This window comes from Leptospira ognonensis (genome assembly GCF_004770745.1).
GTDB lineage: Bacteria > Spirochaetota > Leptospiria > Leptospirales > Leptospiraceae > Leptospira_A > Leptospira_A ognonensis.
In genome coordinates this window covers 304,053-325,424 of the sequence record NZ_RQGD01000046.1, presented here as the reverse complement: position 1 = coordinate 325,424, position 21,372 = coordinate 304,053, and the positions used below count along the sequence as shown (strand labels likewise).

Genomic DNA, 21,372 nt, shown 5'->3' with positions numbered 1-21,372 from the left:
TCAATTACATTCTATGTCATCATTGGAAAATGGCAAGCTACCTTTCTCTCTGCGTCCATAGATTTTACGATAGGATTTTCTATCTTACAGATATCCTTAGCGATTGGACACCGAGTATGAAAATAACATCCAGATGGCTTCTTGGAAATACTAGGGATTTCTCCTACTAAAGGACGCGTTGTACGGTTTCTATTTTTCAATTCGAAACTAGCAGAAAACAAAGCCTTTGTGTAAGGATGTGCCGGTTGTTCCATAATCTTTTTTTTTGTACCAATCTCGACAATTTTGCCTAAATACATAACGGCGATGGAATCAGAAATATGATTCACGATATTCAAGTCGTGGGAAATAAAAAGGTAAGAAAGATTTAGTTTATCTCTTAAATCAAGGAGTGTGTTAATCACCTGTGCTTGTGTGGAGATATCCAAGGCAGAAACAGCTTCGTCACAAATCACAAGCTCGGGGTTTAGAATTAAGGCGCGGGCAATCGCAATCCTTTGTCTCTGGCCTCCAGAAAATTCATGTGGGTACCTAGACAAAATTGAATCAGGCAAATTCACCTGAAGCAGACTCGATCGCGCAAGCTCCGTCCTTTCTGAACGAGTTAATTTCTTATTGTGTACAAGTAATCCTTCCGTTATAATTTCGCCAATCGTTAAACGAGGATTTAGCGATGAGTAAGGATCCTGAAAAACAACCTGGATCTTTTTGCGAAGATTCATTTGATCAAGTGCTTTCAGATCATGAATATTTTGACCATCATAGGAAATCGTACCACTTTTTATCGGTACAAGCTGGAGTATAGCTCTGCCTAATGTCGATTTTCCGCATCCTGATTCACCCACGAGTCCCAAGATAGAACCTTTGGGAATTTGAAAAGAGACATCTTCTACAGCCTTGAGTTCGACCGACTGGAAGGAAAAAAATTTTTTATTCGAATAACAAACGTTTAAATCATTTAATTCTAACATTTAGGAACCCACCACGAAACACTGAACAATATGGGTTTCAGATAAATTTTTGAATATGGGGTCCTTTTCTTTACACATCGAAACACGCTCGGAGCATCGATCATAAAAATGACATCCTTTGGGATAGTCACGGGGAGTGGGAACTATCCCGTCGATAATTTGAAGACGTTTCCCTAATTTATCCTTCGTTGGGTAGGCATCTATCAATGCTTTCGCATATGGATGTTTTGGGGAATCGATTACCTCAGCCGTCGTCCCAACTTCAACAAGTTTGCCAGCATACATAACACCTATTCTATCCGCGATATTTGAAACAAGACCGATATCATGGGAAATGAAGAGGATCGACATTTTTATTTCTGCTTTTAGCTCTAACAAAAGTTCAATCAATTGCAACTGTATGGTAACATCAATGGCAGACGTAGGCTCATCGGCAATCAGCAGTTTTGGATCGCACATGAGTGCCATGGCGATAGATACCCTTTGCAACATACCTCCAGAAAACTGATTTGGATACTGATCTAGTCTTTGTTTTGCGTCAGTAATGCCAACACGTTTCAAGAGTGCCTCGGCTTTTGCCAATGCTGCCTCTTTATCGCCTAATTTATGTAATAAAAATCCTTCGATTAATTGATCACCTATTTTCTGTAATGGATTGAGCGAAGAAAATGGCTCTTGAAAAATGTAAGTGATGTCCTTTCCTCTGATGCTCCTTAATTTTTCGATCGAGCATTGAGTTAAGTCTTCTTCTTCAAATATTATGGAACCTGATGGATACGATGCTTGGTTTGAAGGCAGAAGTTGTGTCAAGGAGAGTGCGGTAATTGACTTGCCACATCCAGATTCACCGACTAATGCAAAAATTTCACTTCTGCCTATACTGAAGGAAATATTTTCGATGATCGAAAGTTTTCCTTCTTCGGTGAACAATTGCACACTTAAATCCTTAAGAGAAATTAAATATGGCTGCATAGTTTGATTCATTTATACGTTACCTTCTCTTTCGGATCGAAGGCATCTCGGAGTCCCTCTCCAACGAATGCAGCAAATAAAATGGTCATAAATAGAGCAATCGAAGGAAATGTAATCAGCCACCAGGCACTGAGTCTTTCTCTACCTTGGCCAATCAGTTCACCCCAGGAAGGATTCGGCGCAGGGATGCCATATCCTAAGAAATCAAGAGCCGATAAAACTGAAATAGCAGAAATCAAAATAAAAGGTAAAAAGGTTACTAGGGGAGTCAGTGAGTTCGGTAACATATGTCGGAGGATAATGGACCTTGAAGGCACACCCATTGACCTTGCAGCATCCACAAAGGCAAGATTTCTCAATTTTAAAAACTCGCCTCTAATATAATAACTCAAACCAATCCAGCTTAACGCTCCATAGGTGATGAGTAAAACCATAAAGCTTCTACCAAAAAAAGCGCCCAGGATTAAAATAAGATACAGAAACGGTATAGCTGACAAAATCTCAATGATTCTCTGCAAAAATAGGTCCACATTTCCAATGTAGAAACCCTGAATTCCTCCTATAATGGCTGCTAGTATAATCTCAACAAGAACAAGTATGAGACTAAATGTCATGGCTAGCCGATATCCATAAATGATCCGAGTAAATACATCCCTACCCCGATCATCTGTTCCAAACCAATGTCTAAACGTCGGCATCGAGGGAGGATTTGCTCCTTCTTCTAAGCTAGCTAAGTTATCTTCGTTGACTCCAAAGGGAACCAACGGAAAGAGCATATAATTTTTTGAATTTTGAAATTGTGGTTTCCGATTTAGATCTTTGTAATTTGGTTCGGTTTGCTCGGATCCGCCAAACTTCGATTCTGGGTAAAAATTAAAAATGGGAAAGGAATACTCTCCTTCGTAAATGATGAGCAAAGGCTTATTGTTGAGAATGAGCGGTGAAAATAAGGAAAGTAAGTAGGAATAAAACAAAATCAACAAAGAATAATAGGCACGCTTATTGGTTTTAAATTTTTTCCACTTTCGCTGGTACGCAGGATTTGAGATTAAGTTCATTCGAAGTTAATCCTTGGGTCTATTGCCACATAACAAAAATCCGAAATAATTTTGCCGATCAAACCCAGAAAACTTTGAGCTAAGAGAAGTCCCATCATAAGATCAGTATCTCTTTCTCTGACCGCTTCAAAACTAAGCAAGCCCATACCATCAATATTGAAGACAAGTTCGATAAACAAAGATCCAGAAAAAATCAAAGTGAGATTGCTACCAAAGCCAGTCGCTATTGGGATCAAAGAGTTTCTAAACGCATGTTTAAAAACGGCAGTAGAAAAATCGAGACCCTTAGAAACCGCCGTACGAACATACTCCTTCGCAATTTGGTCTAGTAGGCTATTTTTCATCAGTAAAGTTAAGACTGCAAAGGAACCAATCACATAACAGATAACCGGAAGAAACATATGACTGATTCGATCCTTGATCTTTCCAAAGAATGTCAAATCTTCATAGAAGTCTGAAACTTCATGTCCTAAAGGAAAAAAGGTAAATACTTCTCCTGAAGCAAATAAATAAAGTAAAAGCATCGCGAACGCAAACACAGGTAAGGAATACGTAAAAAATATAATGAAGCTGGAATATAAATCAAAGTTTGACCCTTCTTTTAGGGCTTTTTTTATACCCAAAGGGATACAGATGAGATAGGTCAAAAAAAATCCTGAAAGACCGAAAAAAAGAGAAACTGGTAACTTTTCAACAATAAGATCGGTGACCTTTCGCGAGTGTAACCTAGACTCGCCTAAATCGAGAACTATGATTTGTTTTAGCCAATACAAATAGGCAATCGGTATTGGCTTGTCTAAGTGCAATCTTTCTTTGATGATTTGAATTTCTTCAGCTGAAATTTGTTTGGTGGATGCTCCCGATTGATTCGCCGCGCCTTTAATTTTTGCAATTTCGCTATCGAGTGGTCCACCAGGTGCTAAATGTGAAATTAAAAAAACAACGAATGTAATTCCAAGGAGAGTCGGGAAAATGAGAAAAAATCGTTTTAGGAAATATCTCCACATACTACAACTTCCACCATTTGTCTACTTTCTCATATCCCTTCAATTCCAAATATCCTTTTGCACTTCTTTTTTTTCCATCAATGACTCCCTCCGCAAGAACCATGCCCTCCCAGTAAATTAATCCCGTAGATTTTCTGGCATCAAACTCTTGTTCGGTAAACATTGGCTTTACGATCCAGTAACCATTTGGAAATAAAATTTTCCACTGAAGCGGATAGGTAATCTCTGACTTAGGACTCGTCCAATTTCCATCCGCAAGTGGCATCATACTAAGTTGATTCTCTTTTTCAAATCGTATGATTACACCAGAGGGACTTCGTAAAATTCCTGTCGCCTCAGGTTCCATTTCCCTTGATGCTCTAAAATTGAAACTAACGAAGTCACTTCCATCGTCAGCAGATAGACACAACCAATCCCAAGATGTATTTTTTCTTACTATCGAGGTTTGAAAGCCAGATCCCTCGCTCCATTCATGGTCCATCCATGAGTCTCCTGACACAATCTTGTGGTCAACATTCTGAAATTTCAGAGTTCCCGTTGTGACAAGTCTCGGATAACTATAATAAAATGAAGAAATATTTGAATTTCGTCTAGATTTGATGGAGATACCATTTTGCCCATGTATTAATGGTGGTTTCGTCGCCGTGAGTATGAAATCTATATTGGTTTCTGAAAATTTTGGTTTGGCAATGATTCTAAATTTTTCCTTTCCTAAAATTTGGAATTCATACTCACCAGAATGGATATACTCTGGGGAGTAGCCAGCTAACTTGCCTAGCGTTCTTTGTCTTGTCTGAAAACTTTGATGCATTTTCTTCGATACCGAGGAAATTGCAAAGTGGACAGGAAAAATTTCTATCCGTGCATTTTCCTTCTCTTGACCGACAGCCAATCTGAAAAAAGACAATTCGTAACCAAAATCCTCGCCTTTTTCCGTCTTCAAGTGTCCGACAAAATAAATCCATTCCAATCCATAGTCTTTATGAAACGAATGGTCTTCTGGGAATTTAAAAGATATTAAAAAAAATAAACAAATACTACCTAAAAGGATTTTATTGTTCATCTAACATTGATTCCCACTTCTTTTCTAGGGGAAGGATGCTTTTGTAATTTGATTCCAATTTTTTCATTCGCTCTGTTACATCTTTCATTTTACTTTTTTTGCCGAGTTTATGATATACCTTAGCCAAATTGAATAAAATCGATAGATTATCATCGTTCAAGGAGTGAGCTTTCTTCCATTCTACTTCGGCTTTTTCAAAATGACTCTCTTTGTAATAGCAATAACCAAGAATCGCATGAGAAAGATAATTATTCGTTTTGAATTTATTATATGCTTCGAGAAGTGAAGTTGCCTTCGAAAAATTTCCAGAATTTGCCAATGCCCGACCATAGGCAAGTTGTGTGTTTAACTCACGTGGTAAAATTTCGTAAGCTTTTTGGTATTCGTCGCAGGCATCCTTAAAGTTCTTGATGGAATAACTTTTTTCGGCACGAGCTTTATGCTCATTGAATTCAGGTAATCTAGGCGACAATTGTAAGCCTAATAACGTGATATCATCCATTGGATCTGTACCCATTGTAAATTCTTTATGGGCCGCCATAATAAAATCAATGCTCTCCTGGATGGTTCGCTGGTCGGTTTTTTCGATGAGAGCCATCAATCTTTCTTCGCCAAACACCTCACCAACATCATTCTCTGCCTCGGTAATGCCATCGGTGTATAAAAACAATTTATCACCAGGCTCTAATTGTAAACTATGATCACGGTACGTCTCGCCACCGTCTGGAAACATTCCGAGAAATGTTCCCTCTCCTTCTTGAATCTCTGCTTTTTTGGTTCTAGCGCGGTAAAGGATAGGTCTTGGATGGCCAGCGATGGAATAGACAATTCGGTAATCTTCTTCGATGAGCACGTAAACGCAGGTAGAATATCCTTGTTGTTTTACTAAATCTAATAGTTCACGATTGATGTGTTTAAAAGTTTCTGAGGGTTTTGCTTTTTTGTAGTTTGAAAATAGCATTTTAGACAAGGCAGTAATGAACGCAGCGGGAACACCATGGCCAGAAACATCACATACCACAACGCCTAACCGATCTGAGCTGAATGGAAAATAATCATAATAGTCTCCACTCACTTCTTGCATGGGACTATAAGCGGACCAAAATTGAACACCTTTCCAATCTGGTATGATTTGAGGAATCAAACCTTTTTGAATGTTTTTGGCTAATTTTAAATCTTTGGCAATGGAAAGTTGCTTTTTTTCTAATTCAAATTTGAAGGATTTTAATACCTCTACGGCCGCCTCTAAATCTCGGTTTTCAATGGCTAATTCTCTAGACCTGTTTACGACTTCATTTACATCAATGATCGAAATCTCTTCGGATGTAGTCTCGGATTTCGCGGTAATCATCACCTTGTGTCGATTTGATAAATCATCCTTATTCAGTGTGGATCGGGAAAGAAAAAATGTATCTCCTTTCCACTCAAACAGATATTCATTAGCATCAGATCCAAATTGAATATTTTCTCCTAAATCTTTATGTACAACATGGATTCCAAATAACTTTGTTTTGGTCATTTGGATGCTATATTCTTTTAAGGCGAAAAGTACCGATAAACCGTTAAGCATACCTTGAAAGAATATCGCATCATACCATTTTTCCACATAACGAGAATGATATTCAAATAGGAAATATGCTGCATTAGGTCCATGATTTTGGATATTTAAAAATACAGTTCTAGTCAGCCTATTGATAAGAATTGGAATTCGATGGATCAATTCGTTGATACTGATACGTGTATCATCTAACGGAAGTAAATCGTAGGCTTGTGTGATGAGCGTTTCTGTTCCCAGATGGTATAAAAGCCCCGAAACATCCATGGTCTGAGTGATAAAACCAATCATGCGATCTTCTAATTCCTGTGAAATCCAAAAGTTAGGATCTCGCATGATCCTGGAATAGGTAACATCATCTACGATCTCAGGAAAAGGATTCATCGAAGTAGAAGATTTTGTCTCCTGCAAGAGCGCTCTTATAAGTCCGGAAACCCTTCTTGAGGAAAGTTCACGCCCTGAATTAAATGCAGAATTATCCGAAGACATAGTCATGGTATCGGATAAAACTAAATTTCAATCGATCCTTAGGCAATAGATTTTTATATGGAGGAAATGATTTGGTTTCTTAGAACATTCACTCTTTTTTTTATCGTTTTTGTAGTCTCCATTTTCGCACAAAAGGATGCTACTTTTACGCAGAGCACAACAACTGCTTTGAAATGGGAGCCTGCTCTCCGGCTTATATTACAAAATTATACTGCAAAGTATGGTCGACTGCCCATCTCAGGCGAGACGATCGAGGGCAAACATTCTGGAGAGGAGATAAAAATCGAATTCCTTGCGCTTGTTCCGAATGAAAAGGTCATCTTTAAAATCATAGGCCTTTCACATCTGGAAAGTGAGTCTCTTCACATTCAATTCACAGAAAAAGAGAACCTTGTTCATATTGACATGACTCTTTCCGCTGTGACAAAACCTGATCTGGTTTCGAGAATCGTTTTTTTATTTTTTGGAACGCATTCCTTAAAAACGCAAGCAAACTCTCTTTCCTTGCTTTTGGCTCCGTTATCAAAATAGCGATCTAATCTTTTTCAATCAAAACTGTCGCCATGACCATCACTCCCTCTGAACGACCGAGGGCACCCATACCCTCTGAAGTGGTGGCTTTTATGGATACCGCGTCTTCTGGTAAGGCGACAATACTGGCAAGCGAACGGATGAGCTCGGATCGGATGGGACTGATCTTGGGATGATCACCAACATACGTACAATCAACATTGATCAATTTCCAACCCTTTTCACCGATTAAAGCCAAACACTTTTTTACGATGATAGAAGAAGAAATGTCTTTGATAGAGGCATCATGATCAGGATAATACTGACCGATGTCTCCAAGTGCTGCCGCACCTAATATAGCATCAGCAACTGCATGTAAAATGACATCCGCATCACTATGACCTAAAAAAGCAAACTCAGATTTCACTTCTACTCCAGCTAACATGAGTGGACGAAATTTTTCCTGAATCAATTTATGAAAATCTATACCATTTCCAACTCTAATCATATAGCCTACTTTTTATAACTTATCTCTAACATTCGATTGACTGACTTTGCTGCACTCTCAATCACTTCCGCATCTAAAAAAATCTCAAATTGTTCATATAATAATGCATCTCTGACTTTCTCAAGAGTGATTTTTTTCATGTGTGGACAGGTCTGGCATGTCGAAACAAATTCTTTTTCGGGAAATTCCGCTCTTAAGTTGTCACCCATGGAACATTCCGTAACCAACATGATTTTATCCGTTTTGGACATTCGGATGAAATCGATCATTTGTGACGTCGAACCTGAAAAATCGGCCTCTTTCACTACATCTTCATGGCATTCCGGGTGCGTAATCACCGTCAGCTCACCACCAAACAAACGTTTGGCAGACTGAATATCGGCAGGTGTATACATTTCGTGTACCATACATTTTCCAGGATGTGTAATCAATTTTTTCGATGTTTGGTTTTGAACATTGCCCGCTAAATATTCATCAGGTAAAAAAATAACAGTATCGGTTTCCATGGCATTCACGATTTGAACTGCATTTGCCGAAGTGCAGCAAACATCTGTTTCAGCCTTTACATCCGCAGAACAGTTGACATATGTAACAACTGGAACGCCAGGATATTGTGCCTTTAGTTTTTTGACATCTTCGCGAGTGATGGACTCAGCAAGAGAACAACCTGCTTTCATATCTGCGATCAAAACCTTCTTGGTTGGAGAAAGAATTTTGGCAGTTTCGGCCATAAAATGCACACCATTGAATAGTATGATATCGGCAGTTGTTTCCTTTGCCATCTTAGAGAGGTAAAGCGAATCCCCGATGATATCGGAAACACCCCAAAATACATCGGGTGTCATATAATTATGTCCGAGTAAGACGGCATTCTTTTCTTTCTTTAGTCGATTGATCTCGTCTACTAAAGGTAAAATCCTTCCATCAATTTCGTGACTCATATAAACAGGCTTTAATTTTCCAATTAACTCGTCTTTTGTGACTAAGGACATACTGTCCTCCTTTGGTATTTGTAATTATTGAAAAGGATCTGCCGTCAGTTTTGTGGCTGTTTCACGTAAACCAGAACTGGCAGGTGGGATGCCATTGTCTATGGATGCACAGTTATTAAATTGTAATTTCCATGCTGCGACGGCATTTTGGGAACTGCCGGATGCTGTGCCTCTTTGTGCCTTTCGGTAATCGCCTGTCGTATTAAACGAGGTCTTCGCGCAAGCAATCGCTTGGTTGTACAGAACATTCGTCTCACTGAAACAATTGAAATATAGCTCAGCAACGGTGTCAGAAGCTTTATCAGTTGGGCTGATTTTGGATTTTAGAGCAACTATGAGAGCGGGGCAAACGCTCACAGAATTATCAGGGCTGGAGATGCAACTCGCTTCACTGAGCAAAAATTTTTGGCAGGCTCCTTCCACTCCACTCTTTTGAGATAAAAGAAAGCTAATCGTATCAGAATCCACTGCTTCTTTCTTCTTTGGCTTGCAAAGGAAACAGGAAATGAAAATCGTAAGTAGCATGAAAAAGCGAAATGTGATTTTCATAGGGGTCTTTCTACTTCTCCTGGTGATTTCAATTATTGTCTATTTCCTTTTTCGCAAAAATCAAAAGGATTTGATTTCAAATAAAAGCTATGATGCTCGCTCAGAAGTGGTCTGGAATTCTCTGCACGATCGGATGGAAGTCATCACAAAAGGTGGCTATCCTGAACCGCTTCTTGAATACTTAGACACCTTGAGAGGCAAAGAAAGGTATGAATGGGGCAATGACAGAAACCAAACCTTTCTTCATATCAACCAGCAGTATCCAGACGAACGGGGATCTGTCCTTTACGCCGTCTACGTCTCTTACTCCTTCTATTTAGAGGACTTAGAAGCATTACAATTGGACACTTCCCGAACCAATTGGGAAAAGTGGGAAAAACGAGAGCAATTACGTTCTCACTTCTTTCCAGGCAAACTCAGAAAGATTCTCTTCCCCTTCCACCCATCACAAAAACCGTTAGAATTGATTTTTTATGCTGAGGATTACCAAAAAAAACACCCCCAAACTTACGGTTCCGAACGAAAACGAATCCTTGCGGATAAACGGAAACAATTGTATGCTTCCGATCCATTGGAATTTAAAAACTGGGAAGATTCTAAATTCCAGAAGAACATCCTACAGATAATTTATGAGCGAGAATTAAGTGTCATGTCCACATTTGAAAAATCTAATTTTTTAGAGGCCAAGTTGAGAGACTGGGAAGAGGATCATTTTTGGAATTGACAGACGATTTTTCTGCGTATAAATATAGAGATTATTTCTAAATATAAGAGAGTCTTCATGAACCGAGTTTTCTTTTCACTTTTAAGTGTATCACTTCTTCTAGCTTGCTCCAGTGGAGCAAAACGATTAGACGACAAAACAGATTTCGTTGCAGACTCTGGCGGACTGACCAGCCAAGAGTTAGTTCGCGCTGCTGAAAAGTTGGCAGATGAAATTGGGGTATTTTTTAAAGAAAATCCGGCAGAAGCTGGCGTATTTGTTGCCCATTACCCGACTAGAAATGATACTTCGGAACAAATCCAAACCGAACTTTTCGACAATGCATTTGTTTCCAAGCTCATCAAAAACAAAATTTATACTGTACGCACGAAAACGAGAGAACAGTCGTTAAATGAAATCCAATTCAGCCTTTCTGGTCTGACTTCAAATCGCCTTTCGATCGGTAAGTTAAAATCTCCAAACTATTTTGTTCGTTGTGAAATCAATGAAAACATGTTTACGGCAGATGGAGAAAAAATCGTCGAACAGTCCATTAACATCGAGCTTGTTGAAGTTGAAACTACGATTGCCGTCTGGTCTGAGAAGGTATCTTATCGCAAACAAGCCGTTAGAGGAAATAAGGGCGTCGGCTGGTAGGATTTTCTAGGAGAACCTCTTGTTACCAAAAATTTTAAGTCTTTTTTTTCTCATTAGTTTCACTACTTTCGGATGCGCCTCAGATTACGGCAAAGTGATCGAGGCCACGGAAAATGCATACTATAGCCAGGATTATGATTCGGCCATCCCGTCGATTCGAGGCCTTTACGAGGATGCCGCTTCAAAAGACCAACTCCTCTTCCTAATGGAAGCTGGTATGATTTTTCATACTAAGGGTGATTTTGAAACTTCAAACAAAGTTTTTAAACAGGCAGAAGAGCTCTCAGACAATATCAAAACCAGTCTCACTAAAGAAGGTTTGGCATTTTTACTCTCTGATAATGAATCCAATTATACCGGAGAGGACTTTGAGCGTGTGATGATAAAGTTCTTTATCGCCCTAAATTTTATGGCATTAGGCGATATGGAAAATTCGAAAATCTACTTCCGTAGGATGGATTTCGAATTAAAGGAAATGAAATTCACCGCTGCCGCCTATCGGCAAAACAATGCGGCACGTTTGTTAGATGCTTATGTTTCAGAAAAACTCGGCAAGTACAATGATGCCCGCGTTCAGTTTAAAAATATGGAATCATTGATCAACTCTAGCCCAACAGTTGCTTCTGATCGATTTGTTCTCGCACTGAGAGAAAATGACTCTCGGGACATGGGTAAGTATGGAAAGGGAGCTGCTTATGTGCAGGCATTCTCAAATTCCATGCAAAAAGTAAACATACAATCACCTAATCTTTCTGAGGTTGTCATCATTCACGAGGCAGGTAAATCCGCGATCAAAGAATCTCGTGGCAAGTTGATGGATGATGAGTATTTCGCACTGGCACTACGTGGAGCCATTGAAATTGCGGCTCGTGCCGACGGTGCTGGTGTATCCGTAGCTGGAGTTCTTGCTACACTCAGTACGGCTGAAAATCCCATTCCCATTTACAGAGATCGCGATTTAGAAGGATCACGAAAAAGAAATTTCTATATCAATGGAGTAGAAATTGGCTCTGGTGACGTTTTAAACGATTATTCTGACACAGCGATCAAAAACTTTAATGATAACTACAAGGCACTCATTACAAAAAATGTAACCTCTCTTGCGGTTAAGGTAGTTGCGGCTGTGATTGCCTCAGAAGCTGCCGCAAAGGCCATTGAATCTGGTTTGGGAGATAAAAATAAAAACGATTTAGTCAGTGGGTTGATACGACTTGCCGCAGGTGCCGCAGCTGGACTTGCTACAGCACAGGTGATTGGTCCCGATCTCAGGTGCTGGAGAACCATCCCTTCGAATTTTCAAATTAAAAGAGTCTTTTTAGAACCCGGTGAGTATTCGTTTAATATGGACCAAGGAACGGGCATCACTACAAATGCACCTACCACGATCAAAGTAGAAGAAGGAAAGCCTCTCTACATCAACGTCAGATCCTATACAAACAATCCTTAAACTTTCGTTTATCCCTCTGCTTTTCTTCTAAGAAAAGCAGGGATATCGTAATCTTCACCAAAGTTCTGATAAGGTTGGTTCTGATTGGTTCTAGTATTTCCTAAATTTCTCTGGCCAGATCTCAAATTTCTACTGGAATCTATTTGCGAACCAGTATCGCGTTTTTGCATATCTTCATTTTTTCGAATGTAAACCAGCGGAGAAGTATTTGATTCGTCGTGACCAACTGCCTTCTGATCTCTTGCTGTGTGTCTCTGGCTGGCTCTCTTTTGGAAGCCAGTAGCAATCACAGTTACGCGAATTTTATCTTCTAAATTCTTATCTGCATTGAGACCGATGATGATATTTGCATCTGGGTCAGCCTGTGCTGTAATGATTTGAGAAACCTCATTCCATTCTTGGATGGTTAGATCATTTCCTCCAGTCACATTGATGAGAAGAGATTTTGCTCCTTGGATGGATGAATCTTCTAGTAATGAATTATTGATCGCTTGCTCTACGGCTTCAATCACACGACCTTCACCTCGACCCTCACCTACTCCAAGAATCGCGTCCCCTGTATCTTTCATGATGGTTTTTACATCTGCAAAATCGACATTGATGATGCCGGGATGATTAACTATATCACTAATTCCGCGAACACCGTTTAACAAAATATCATCGATGACTTGAAACGCTTGGTCAAAGGGAGTATTTGGGTCCACGACTTGAAAAATTGAGTCATTTCGGATGGTAATCAGCGTATCAACGTTTGCTTTCAGTTGTTCAATTCCAATACTTGCTAATTCCGCACGTCTTTTTCCCTCAAAGGAGAAGGGAACTGTAACGACACCCACAACTAAACATTTCATTTCTTTCGCAATGGCTGCGATGACAGGAGCTGCACCTGTTCCCGTTCCACCACCCATTCCTGCGGTGATAAAAACCATATCTGCTCCCTTAAGTGCAGCGACGATTCTGTCTTTATCTTCCATTGCGGACTTTTGTCCTAATTCTGGATCTCCTCCAGCTCCCATGCCGCGGGTTACTTTTGTTCCTAATTGGATCTTATGTTCTACGGGAGATTTAAGTAAAACCTGTTCATCAGTATTCATCACTAAAAAGTCTACACCTTTCATTTGTGAATTGACCATACGGGTAACGGCATTCATCCCACCGCCGCCGATACCGACTACCTTGATGTTTGCTGGGCTCGTTCTTTCTTCTTCTAGATATAACATATATTTTCCTTAGAGATTATTCTCCATCCAACGGCGTGCTTTTTTTACCCAACTGTCCTGCTCTGATCCAGACCGAATGTTTCTCTGTTCTAAATCTTGCAAGCGTGATGCATATTTTATGAGTCCAACCGCAGTAGCGTATTCAGGTGAAGAAATCTTATCTATCAGCCCTGTCAGGCCTGCAGGTTTGGCACGTCCGACTGACAGGCGAAATACCTCTTCTGCTAACGATTCGATGCCAAACAAAAGGGAAGTCCCTCCGGTCAAAATTACACCACCTGCGAGAGCAGACTTATAACCTGATCTTGTAATTTCAGTATCGACCATTTCCAAAATTTCGCGCACTCTTGGTTCCATGATTTCTACCAATTCGGAACGAAAGATAGATCTTGCAGCTCGACCCGAGATTGCCGGAATTTCAATTTTTTCCGTTGGATCTATTTTATCGAGTTGTGTGTGACCATATCGCTTTTTCAAAATTTCTGCGGATTCGATTGTTGTCTTTAGGCCAATTGATAAGTCACTAGTAATGTGAAAACCACCGAAAGGAACGACGGAGGAATAGGCAATCCCTCCATCGACATAAATAATAATATCACAAATTCCCGAGCCTATGTCCACAACAGCGGTCCCCAAATCTTTTTCGCCACTCGTTAGAACTGCTTCCGAGGAGGCCAGTGAAGAAAGAACTCGGTCCATTTGCGTAAGACCTGCCTGCTCAATACAACGATCAATATTATTTAAAGCTGTATTTCCACAAGATACGATATGAACTTCTGCCTCTAATCGAACACCAGTCATACCGACCGGATCTTTTATATTTACTTGATCATCTACTTTAAATTCTTTTGTAAGTACATGAATGACCTGTTGGTCATGAGGGACATGGACCGATTGAGCAGCCTCTACGACTCTCATAATTTCCATCTCAGTGACAATGCGCTCTTTGTTTGTAACTGCGACGATACCCCTTTCATTAAAACCATGTACAGATTTTCCAGAAACATTTACGACTACTGAGCCGACCTCTTGCCCCGCCATTAGCTCAGCATCACCAAACGCCTCTACAATTGATTTTGTCGTTGTTTCAATATTAACAATCGATCCATTTTTTACTCCGGTAGATGGAAACGATCCTGTACCTATAATTTCAATTTCATATTCGTTTACGAGCCTACCGATGACTACTTTTACGAGAGAGGATCCTAAATCGAGCGCTGTTATAATTGGGGCATCTTCCATACTAATGATAGACGGCGTCTTCTCCCCTCAAATCGATTGTAGATACTTTTATATTTTCAGATTCTAAAAATGATAATGCTGCATAAAGTTTTCGAATTTGATATAAGTCGAACTTATTGCCAAGAAATACCTTTGCATGTGAAGGAGATTTTAAATAAATCATATAATCTCCATCCTGCTCTAAACTAACTTCAGATATGCGAGTTTTTAATGCAGGGTAAGATTCAAGCCCAGAATGCAATTCGGAGGATAGGTCGCTAAATTGAGTGCCTTGTATCTTATTGGATGTGATAGGAAAACTACCTGAAATCACGATTAGATGATCAGCGAGCACGTTGTTTTCGGAGAGAATTTCTTTGTCTTTATCGACTTCGTATATCATGTCTCCAACGTGCACTACAAATTCTGCAACTTTCTCCTGCAAGGTGATAATCAAAATTCCTTCTCTGTCCCTATTGACTCTAGCTAGTTTAATTCTCGGATGAAGATTGAGTTTTTTTTCCCATTCATTCCATCCTTTGATCTCCTGGTTCATGCCTTCTGAGGGTACTCCGAGATACTCGACCAGATCCGCTGGCTTTAATACGACCAACCCCTGAAAAACAATCTTTTGGATCGGTTTTGGCGACTTCACCCAATGGAAAAGAAAGCCTATACCCATGACTCCCGAAGCAAGCAAAACCAAAGGTACTATAAACCTACGGTTTGGTCTTTTTTCGACGATTTCTTCGGGTATGTCAACCATATATTGATTATGTCTCATTGTTAGGATACGAAAGGCTGTTCTCGTTTGTCGAACCGTAAACGATTAGGACATAAAAAAAGGCCAGATTTTCATCTGACCTTTCGCAAAAACCTTAGAATGAAATTCTTAGATTAGTTGCTAGCTACATGCTTTGCATCTACGGTTAAATCCATAGATACTTTTTTGTATTTTTCTGCTTCTTTTTCAAGAGCATCCGCTCTGCGAAGAAGATCCGCTTTCTCGTTCATCTGGGAAACAACTTTCCCACCACGAGTCGAATGCGCCCTGTCACGAAGTCCTTGAGCAAGCTCAAGTTTCTCTTTTACAACACTTGCAAGGTATTCTGAAACAGCTGATTTCTGAGCAGGTGTAGATGCTTGTTCGATCACAGCATTTTCCAAAAGCTCAAATCTTTCATTTGTATCAAGCGCTTGCAAGTTTGCAGTAGCCAGACCTAGTCCCAAGAACCCGATTGCGATTTTTTTTGTTAGTTTCATTTTGACTCCTCTCAAGAGTTAGGAACTTCATTTCTGAAATCCCTTTTTTTTGTTATGTATATATTAAACGAAACCTACGATTAAATTCAATCTGAAATTGTTTAAAAAGAGGATCAAACTAAGGATTTTTCGTAAAAAATTGCTAAAAATCATTAAATTGAGCAAAATTTAATCACAAATTAGATTAAATTTAATCATTTGGGACATAATTCCTCCATCGCAAGTAAACCCTTGCGCCAAAGTAATCGCAGGCTTGGATCGCCTTGCACCTGCAGAACGTAGAAATCCGTTTAGGAAGTAATAAAATAAACTGAGAAGAGTAAGGAAAGGAGGATGCCCGGCAACTGCCAGGCTTTCATTCAATAGGTAATGTTATGTTGTTTCTGATTCTGAGGCTGGTGTGCTAGGTTCTGTGACACCGTCTTCTAGCACTTCGCTCTCGCCGGAAGCACCTTTATTCAGCTTCTTTTGACGTTTTTCTTCCTGCTTCTTTTTTTTCGCGATGTCTTTCTGTCGTTTTTCTATCGAATAGTTCTTTTTTACCAATTTATCATCCTTTTTTCGTCCATTTCCATTCTCTAATATTTTGTTTTTGTATAACTCATTTTTTTATTCAAAATGATTTCTACTTTCGTCAACTCGCCTGGTTTTACGATGATTTCTGAATTTTCTAACTTCATCTCTTCCATAAAACTAGCTCTAATCTCATACTTCCCTGGTTTCAAATTCGTGAACCAAAAATTTCCATCTTTGTCAGTTACCACTTTAAAGATTTGGTTTGTTGAAACGACAGTCGGCATATAGATCTGGTTCTTTTCGATCGGATTGTCCAAGGTCTTATAGAAGACTCGACCTTGGATTGCACCATAACCGTCCATTGATTCGATGATCTCTAGATTTGATGTTTGTTTCGGGATGACTGCCGCTGCTGTTTTGTAGATCGGGTAATTGTCTGCTCGAACTTCAATTTGGTGCACACCCGCAGGCAATTTCTCGATTTTGATGACAAAAACTTCCCCAGGAATGATCTTTCCATTTCGGGAAGTCGCGCCCCAAATGTTCGATTTTTCTGTCGCCACCACAGAGCTATATTCTTCCCCATCCACTAGAACTTTGATCTTGCGGATGCTATCTTCAGAAGCAGAAGACTTTAATTTGCCTTGTTTGTTCAAAAGGTCGTAAGGTGATTTATTGGAAGCCCCACCGTAAGACTTATCTTTAATGATTGAGGTTCGGATCAATATATCCCCTGTCGTAATGGAAGGAGGAGCTGGAGGTTCCACGTTTACGATCGGCGGAATCTCGACGGTTGTTGGGTTTTCGACAACCGTTTCTGGTTCTGGAGTTGGAGTCGTTACGACCGCTACCGTTTGTGTATTGTTTGGTGGAGTGACAGTTGTATTGGTCGGCCCAACGTTTACTGGTTGGTTGATCACTACTGCAGGAGGTGGTGGTGGCGGGTCCTGTGGTTTAGGAGATCCTGATAAAAATATACCTGCCGCATTCCCGGAGACTTGTGGAGTTTGCTCATGGCTGAATTTTTTTGCCATTGCAACGGTTTCTTCTTTGGCAACGAAGAATGCTTCGAGAGCCGTTACTACTTTATCGTTGTTTAAATCTGCTTTTTCTAACGCGTTTCCGAAGTTATATGTAAAAATACCATGATTGATGCTACCACCTACCTCAATGGAAGTCTGGTCATCATCAGAAGAGGAGATCACTGCCTTATCTTGGAAAAAGTAGTCCTCAGCATTTTGACGGACAACCCCATCATTTCCTTGGGCAATCGGAACATCCGCCGCACCGCGTGTGTTTTTCCCTTTTTTCGCAATCCCACCAGAATAACAGCAGTCCATAACAAGAACCGTTTTTGTGGATTTGATGCCTGACAAAAATTCATTTAGCTCCTCATCGGAAATATGAGGTCGGTCGTAACAAATCAGATAATTTCGCATCCCATTCTTTGCCTTTGCATCTTTCATGTACATGCCATGGCCGGAGAAATAGATAATGACGGAATCATCCTTACCCGCCTGCTTTCCTAAAGCCTTGAAGGCGTTTTTAACGTTTTCGCTCGTGACCATAGAGCCCAATAGAACCTTAATATCTTTATACTTTCCGTTTTTCTGAATCTTTTCTTTCAGAAAGGTCGCATCTGCCTCGCACAGGTTAAGCTCGGGGATTTTAGCAGTATTGCCTTTGTAATTTGTTCCAATAAAGAGGGCGTATCGATCCTGACCGAAAATGGGCAGACTTGTAAGGAGACTGATTACGAAAATGTAAAGGTAAACTCGAAATGAAGTCATCTAGTATGATCCTCTCGCTTAAATTTGACCTTATGATCTTCTTAGGAAAAAGCAGAAAATCAATTTGATTTTTCCGAATTTCGCAAAAAATCAAAGACTTTCGGAAGCACAAAACTGCGAAATTCATCGTTCACTCGCGTTTCTCCACGGCAATCATAGTGGATATTGTCCACAAACTGCTCAATCGGATAGCCTGAATTTGGAAAAAAGAACAGCTGTTGCTTGGGATGCTTTGCGAAAAAGGATTTCAATTTTTGAATGCGATTTTGGACTTCTGGGGCCGCTTCTTTAGAATCAATCCAGGGCATATAAACAAAGCCGAAACGGATGTCCTTTTTTTCTGCATATTGGATCAGATCTTCCATGACTGTGAAATCTATCGGCTCCCAGGATTTTGGATCCGTATTGTGAACTTCCTTTTCTGCCTCCTCTTTGTACTTTGCCTTTGCAAAGAGAACGATTTCTGGTTTCACACGATTTGATATATTATACTTTCCTAAATGTCTGGAAATCTGATCCTCTATGATGAAATTATCTTCTCTCTGGGAAGGTGAAGGGAGACACAAGCCCGCTTCCACATTTGCACATGTTTCACAGAACAAGGATTTTGTTTTATAATCTTTTGAAAGTTTCCAGTTTTGAAAGCTCAGGGCATTCCTAATCGCACCATGATATTTATAAGATTCGTATAACAGAGGTACTGCTTTCGCAATGATAAAAATTCTTTCTACTCCTTCATATTGTTCCCATAATTCGCCAATGGTAAACTGATGAAGGTATCTATGTCCAAAAAACTCCCACAATAATTGATCTATATTGTCCTGTTTGCCGCTGTAACTGATGATTTTTTCTACAGTTGGTGTCTGAAATAAATTTTTCTCCCATCCCTCGTGCCACCTTCGATTGATATAGGCAAAAACAGTTTCATTGGTTTTTACAAATTTTGCAGACGGATCATAGAGTGGAGGTCCATAGCCCGTCGCATAGAGTTTAGGCGAAGCAGTAAACAAAATCATCTTTGGCTTTTTATTTCCAGATTTTAGATATTTGTCCAAAAAAAATCGGTAATACTTTGGTCCCATCGCGGGGAGACTATGGTTATAGACGGAATACTCCTGTTTGTTTCTGGGAGTGTAGCCAGCTAGCGCCATGGATCGAGAGTCGCCAATCATTATGATGTCCGCATCGGCCTTTCCAGACTCAACGTAACTCCGTTTTAAGTTTACAAAAAATGTTTCTGGTTGCTCAAGATAATATACATCCGTTAAACGAACTATAACTTCTAATAAAATGAAAAATGATACGGCAAAAAAGATTCCTTTAAATTTAGAATGCAAAGTAAATTACCTCTTTTCCGAAAATCCCTCTGATCAAGATCAGAAAACCGATAAAAATAAATATAAATGCTTGGAGCGAATAATGCTGTTTATAGAACCAATACCGATCTTTTTTGAAATAAGAGATCCCATCGAGTATGAATAGAGGCAGGGTCAATCTAAACATCTCTTCAAACAAAGGCAAAGCCGCCTTTATGCCGTTTGCTGGCAGAGCAGTCCATTCCCAGATACTAAAAACCTTTTGGAAATATAAAATCATCATGTTCGCATCATAGCTTCTAAAGGCGACACCACTTAGAGCGACCAAAACATAAATCGAGATTCTGGAAAGCGTACCTGTGAACAAATTACGAAAGGAGAACTTTGGATTCTCTTCGGTTTCCTTGGTTTTTGGGGACAAAAAGGCTACATAAAAAACGGTGTAAACACCTTGTATGATACCCCAAAATACGAATGTCCAATTGGCACCATGCCAAAAGCCAGAGACTACAAAGATGAGAAATAAATTTCTAAGCTGCTTTACCTTTCCAAATTTGCTACCACCAAGCGAAAAGTAAACGTAATCTCTAAACCAACGATTCAAAGTGATGTGCCACCTGTTCCAAAACTCAATGGGATTTCTGGAAAACTCAGGAGTTTCAAAATTTACAGTCAGTGTGACTCCGAGGAGTCTTGATGTTCCAAGAGCAATAAAAGAATAACCTGCAAAGTCGCAATAGACTTGCATGAGTAGTCCGAGGCATGCCACAAAAATCTGACTTCCATCGATAGTTGCGATGATTCCTGGGTTTGCAAGGTAGAGTCCCTTCCCACCAAGGAAAACTTGGTCAATGTAATTTGCCAAATTGTCGGCAACATAAACTTTCATGAAATATCCAAGAAGGATGTCCCAGATTGCCAATTGCACGCCTTCGATCGTTGGAAATTTTGGTTTTTTTAGTTGCGGAAGTAAATCTATCGCTCGTTCGATGGGACCTGCCACTAATTGAGGAAAGTAATTTACAAATAATGCAAAATCAAAAAAATCTCTTTCGGCTTTGATCTGACCTCTATAGACATCAATCGTATAGGACATGGTTTGGAAGGTGTAAAAGCTAATTCCCACAGGAAGGACAATGTGCTGGATTGTAAAAATTGTATTTGATTGTAAGGCGGTGCCACCAAACAGAAGTGAAATTTGATTAAAGGAAGCGACCAGACTAGAAGAGAAAAAATCGAAATACTTCATCGTGAAAAGAAGACCCAAATTCGCTATGATGGAGAGTGCGAGAAACAGTTTTCGACGAAGCTGTGTTTTGGAGTTTTCAATGCCAATCGCAGAAATATAGTCAACTAGCGTACTTGTCACGATCAGAGTGAGGAAAAACCACTCCCACCAACCGTAAAAGAAATAAGATGCCGCAAGCAGCCAGAGATTCTGAGCTCGGAGTGCCCATTTGTATTTTTTCGCGAGTACTCCGAAGATGAGAAAAAATACATAAACGGTCAAAAAAAATATTAAAAAGACAAATGTATTAAAAAGCATGGAGTTTTCATAAATTTTG

Annotated in this window: 21 protein-coding genes; 4 read left to right on the top strand and 17 right to left on the bottom strand. The window is 39.7% G+C overall.

The window, feature by feature from the left end:
- Window positions 1-11: 11 nt before the first annotated feature.
- From EHQ58_RS17685 to EHQ58_RS17660, 6 genes are read right to left on the bottom strand one after another with little or no spacing between them, the layout of a single operon-like run.
- Window positions 12-971, bottom strand: coding sequence for an ABC transporter ATP-binding protein (locus tag EHQ58_RS17685; protein ID WP_135625364.1), 960 nt, complete (start codon window positions 969-971; stop codon window positions 12-14).
- On the bottom strand, window positions 972-1,955 hold the full coding sequence (locus tag EHQ58_RS17680; protein ID WP_246047427.1) for an ABC transporter ATP-binding protein: 984 nt from the start codon (window positions 1,953-1,955) through the stop codon (window positions 972-974). It lies immediately after the preceding gene.
- The gene (locus EHQ58_RS17675) at window positions 1,952-3,001 is read right to left on the bottom strand and encodes an ABC transporter permease subunit (protein WP_135625362.1); all 1,050 of its coding nucleotides are present in this window, start codon (window positions 2,999-3,001) and stop codon (window positions 1,952-1,954) included. Before EHQ58_RS17675 ends, EHQ58_RS17680 begins: the two co-directional genes overlap by 4 nt.
- The gene (locus EHQ58_RS17670) at window positions 2,998-4,008 is read right to left on the bottom strand and encodes an ABC transporter permease subunit (protein ID WP_135625360.1); all 1,011 of its coding nucleotides are present in this window, start codon (window positions 4,006-4,008) and stop codon (window positions 2,998-3,000) included. The genes EHQ58_RS17675 and EHQ58_RS17670 overlap by 4 nt, the downstream gene beginning before the upstream one ends.
- 1 nt (window position 4,009) lies before the next feature.
- Window positions 4,010-5,071 carry a carotenoid 1,2-hydratase gene (locus EHQ58_RS17665; protein ID WP_135625358.1) on the bottom strand — a complete coding sequence of 354 codons (1,062 nt, stop codon included), beginning with the start codon at window positions 5,069-5,071 and terminating at the stop codon, window positions 4,010-4,012.
- Entirely contained in the window at window positions 5,061-7,010 is a 1,950-nt protein-coding gene (locus EHQ58_RS17660) for a PP2C family protein-serine/threonine phosphatase (protein ID WP_135625356.1), read from the bottom strand. The genes EHQ58_RS17665 and EHQ58_RS17660 overlap by 11 nt, the downstream gene beginning before the upstream one ends.
- A gap of 171 nt (window positions 7,011-7,181) precedes the next feature.
- Here EHQ58_RS17660 and EHQ58_RS17655 point away from each other — a divergent pair, with 171 nt between their 5' ends.
- Window positions 7,182-7,646 (top strand): hypothetical protein, encoded by a 465-nt coding sequence (locus EHQ58_RS17655; protein WP_135625354.1) that lies wholly within the window; start codon window positions 7,182-7,184, stop codon window positions 7,644-7,646.
- A gap of 4 nt (window positions 7,647-7,650) precedes the next feature.
- On the opposite strand, the gene ispF is transcribed toward EHQ58_RS17655, so the two are convergent.
- From ispF to EHQ58_RS17640, 3 genes are read right to left on the bottom strand one after another with little or no spacing between them, the layout of a single operon-like run.
- Complete coding sequence (gene ispF, locus EHQ58_RS17650) at window positions 7,651-8,133, bottom strand: 2-C-methyl-D-erythritol 2,4-cyclodiphosphate synthase (protein WP_135625353.1); 483 nt, start codon at window positions 8,131-8,133, stop codon at window positions 7,651-7,653.
- A 5-nt stretch (window positions 8,134-8,138) separates the two neighbouring features.
- Window positions 8,139-9,125, bottom strand: a complete 987-nt coding sequence (gene nadA / locus EHQ58_RS17645) for a quinolinate synthase NadA (protein ID WP_135625351.1) — start codon at window positions 9,123-9,125, stop codon at window positions 8,139-8,141.
- Window positions 9,126-9,149: 24 nt separating this feature from the next.
- Entirely contained in the window at window positions 9,150-9,674 is a 525-nt protein-coding gene (locus EHQ58_RS17640) for a hypothetical protein (protein ID WP_135625350.1), read from the bottom strand.
- Between the two features lie 70 nt (window positions 9,675-9,744).
- Between EHQ58_RS17640 and EHQ58_RS17635 the strand changes: the two genes are divergently transcribed.
- Genes EHQ58_RS17635 through EHQ58_RS17625 form a run of 3 tightly spaced genes read left to right on the top strand, consistent with a single transcriptional unit; the run spans window position 9,745 to window position 12,481 of the window.
- Window positions 9,745-10,398 (top strand): hypothetical protein, encoded by a 654-nt coding sequence (locus EHQ58_RS17635; protein WP_135625348.1) that lies wholly within the window; start codon window positions 9,745-9,747, stop codon window positions 10,396-10,398.
- Between the two features lie 57 nt (window positions 10,399-10,455).
- On the top strand, window positions 10,456-11,034 hold the full coding sequence (locus EHQ58_RS17630) for a penicillin-binding protein activator LpoB (RefSeq protein WP_135625347.1): 579 nt from the start codon (window positions 10,456-10,458) through the stop codon (window positions 11,032-11,034).
- A 19-nt stretch (window positions 11,035-11,053) separates the two neighbouring features.
- The gene (locus EHQ58_RS17625; RefSeq protein WP_246047426.1) at window positions 11,054-12,481 is read left to right on the top strand and encodes a COG3014 family protein; all 1,428 of its coding nucleotides are present in this window, start codon (window positions 11,054-11,056) and stop codon (window positions 12,479-12,481) included.
- A gap of 8 nt (window positions 12,482-12,489) precedes the next feature.
- On the opposite strand, the gene ftsZ is transcribed toward EHQ58_RS17625, so the two are convergent.
- The 8 genes from ftsZ to EHQ58_RS17590 form a co-directional block, all read right to left on the bottom strand.
- On the bottom strand, window positions 12,490-13,701 hold the full coding sequence (gene ftsZ / locus EHQ58_RS17620) for a cell division protein FtsZ (RefSeq protein ID WP_135625345.1): 1,212 nt from the start codon (window positions 13,699-13,701) through the stop codon (window positions 12,490-12,492).
- Between the two features lie 9 nt (window positions 13,702-13,710).
- Window positions 13,711-14,943 carry a cell division protein FtsA gene (gene ftsA, locus EHQ58_RS17615; RefSeq protein WP_167883679.1) on the bottom strand — a complete coding sequence of 411 codons (1,233 nt, stop codon included), beginning with the start codon at window positions 14,941-14,943 and terminating at the stop codon, window positions 13,711-13,713.
- 1 nt (window position 14,944) lies between these two features.
- Complete coding sequence (locus EHQ58_RS17610; RefSeq protein ID WP_246047425.1) at window positions 14,945-15,706, bottom strand: cell division protein FtsQ/DivIB; 762 nt, start codon at window positions 15,704-15,706, stop codon at window positions 14,945-14,947.
- A gap of 113 nt (window positions 15,707-15,819) precedes the next feature.
- On the bottom strand, window positions 15,820-16,185 hold the full coding sequence (locus tag EHQ58_RS17605; protein WP_135625341.1) for an LIC_10421 family protein: 366 nt from the start codon (window positions 16,183-16,185) through the stop codon (window positions 15,820-15,822).
- 372 nt (window positions 16,186-16,557) lie between these two features.
- A complete protein-coding gene (locus EHQ58_RS18810; RefSeq protein ID WP_167883678.1) occupies window positions 16,558-16,731 on the bottom strand; it encodes a hypothetical protein in 174 nt (57 codons plus the stop codon).
- A 32-nt stretch (window positions 16,732-16,763) separates the two neighbouring features.
- Window positions 16,764-18,491, bottom strand: coding sequence for a caspase family protein (locus EHQ58_RS17600; RefSeq protein WP_135625339.1), 1,728 nt, complete (start codon window positions 18,489-18,491; stop codon window positions 16,764-16,766).
- A gap of 59 nt (window positions 18,492-18,550) precedes the next feature.
- Entirely contained in the window at window positions 18,551-19,828 is a 1,278-nt protein-coding gene (locus tag EHQ58_RS17595) for a DUF1574 family protein (RefSeq protein WP_135625337.1), read from the bottom strand.
- Window positions 19,818-21,353: an MBOAT family O-acyltransferase gene (locus EHQ58_RS17590; RefSeq protein WP_135625335.1), complete on the bottom strand. Its 1,536-nt coding sequence runs from the start codon at window positions 21,351-21,353 to the stop codon at window positions 19,818-19,820. Before EHQ58_RS17590 ends, EHQ58_RS17595 begins: the two co-directional genes overlap by 11 nt.
- Between the last annotated feature and the right edge of the window lie 19 nt (window positions 21,354-21,372).

What these genes read in the sequence shown, in the direction of transcription:
- EHQ58_RS17685 (WP_135625364.1), bottom strand. Translation starts at nt 971, where the DNA reads ATGTTAGAATTAAATGATTTAAACGTTTGTTATTCGAATAAAAAATTT.
- EHQ58_RS17680 (WP_246047427.1), bottom strand. Translation starts at nt 1,955, where the DNA reads ATGAATCAAACTATGCAGCCATATTTAATTTCTCTTAAGGATTTAAGT.
- EHQ58_RS17675 (WP_135625362.1), bottom strand. Translation starts at nt 3,001, where the DNA reads ATGAACTTAATCTCAAATCCTGCGTACCAGCGAAAGTGGAAAAAATTT.
- EHQ58_RS17670 (WP_135625360.1), bottom strand. Translation starts at nt 4,008, where the DNA reads ATGTGGAGATATTTCCTAAAACGATTTTTTCTCATTTTCCCGACTCTC.
- EHQ58_RS17665 (WP_135625358.1), bottom strand. Translation starts at nt 5,071, where the DNA reads ATGAACAATAAAATCCTTTTAGGTAGTATTTGTTTATTTTTTTTAATA.
- EHQ58_RS17660 (WP_135625356.1), bottom strand. Translation starts at nt 7,010, where the DNA reads ATGAATCCTTTTCCTGAGATCGTAGATGATGTTACCTATTCCAGGATC.
- EHQ58_RS17655 (WP_135625354.1), top strand. Translation starts at nt 7,182, where the DNA reads ATGATTTGGTTTCTTAGAACATTCACTCTTTTTTTTATCGTTTTTGTA.
- ispF (WP_135625353.1), bottom strand. Translation starts at nt 8,133, where the DNA reads ATGATTAGAGTTGGAAATGGTATAGATTTTCATAAATTGATTCAGGAA.
- nadA (WP_135625351.1), bottom strand. Translation starts at nt 9,125, where the DNA reads ATGTCCTTAGTCACAAAAGACGAGTTAATTGGAAAATTAAAGCCTGTT.
- EHQ58_RS17640 (WP_135625350.1), bottom strand. Translation starts at nt 9,674, where the DNA reads ATGAAAATCACATTTCGCTTTTTCATGCTACTTACGATTTTCATTTCC.
- EHQ58_RS17630 (WP_135625347.1), top strand. Translation starts at nt 10,456, where the DNA reads ATGAACCGAGTTTTCTTTTCACTTTTAAGTGTATCACTTCTTCTAGCT.
- ftsZ (WP_135625345.1), bottom strand. Translation starts at nt 13,701, where the DNA reads ATGTTATATCTAGAAGAAGAAAGAACGAGCCCAGCAAACATCAAGGTA.
- ftsA (WP_167883679.1), bottom strand. Translation starts at nt 14,943, where the DNA reads ATGGAAGATGCCCCAATTATAACAGCGCTCGATTTAGGATCCTCTCTC.
- EHQ58_RS17610 (WP_246047425.1), bottom strand. Translation starts at nt 15,706, where the DNA reads ATGAGACATAATCAATATATGGTTGACATACCCGAAGAAATCGTCGAA.
- EHQ58_RS17605 (WP_135625341.1), bottom strand. Translation starts at nt 16,185, where the DNA reads ATGAAACTAACAAAAAAAATCGCAATCGGGTTCTTGGGACTAGGTCTG.
- EHQ58_RS17600 (WP_135625339.1), bottom strand. Translation starts at nt 18,491, where the DNA reads ATGACTTCATTTCGAGTTTACCTTTACATTTTCGTAATCAGTCTCCTT.
- EHQ58_RS17590 (WP_135625335.1), bottom strand. Translation starts at nt 21,353, where the DNA reads ATGCTTTTTAATACATTTGTCTTTTTAATATTTTTTTTGACCGTTTAT.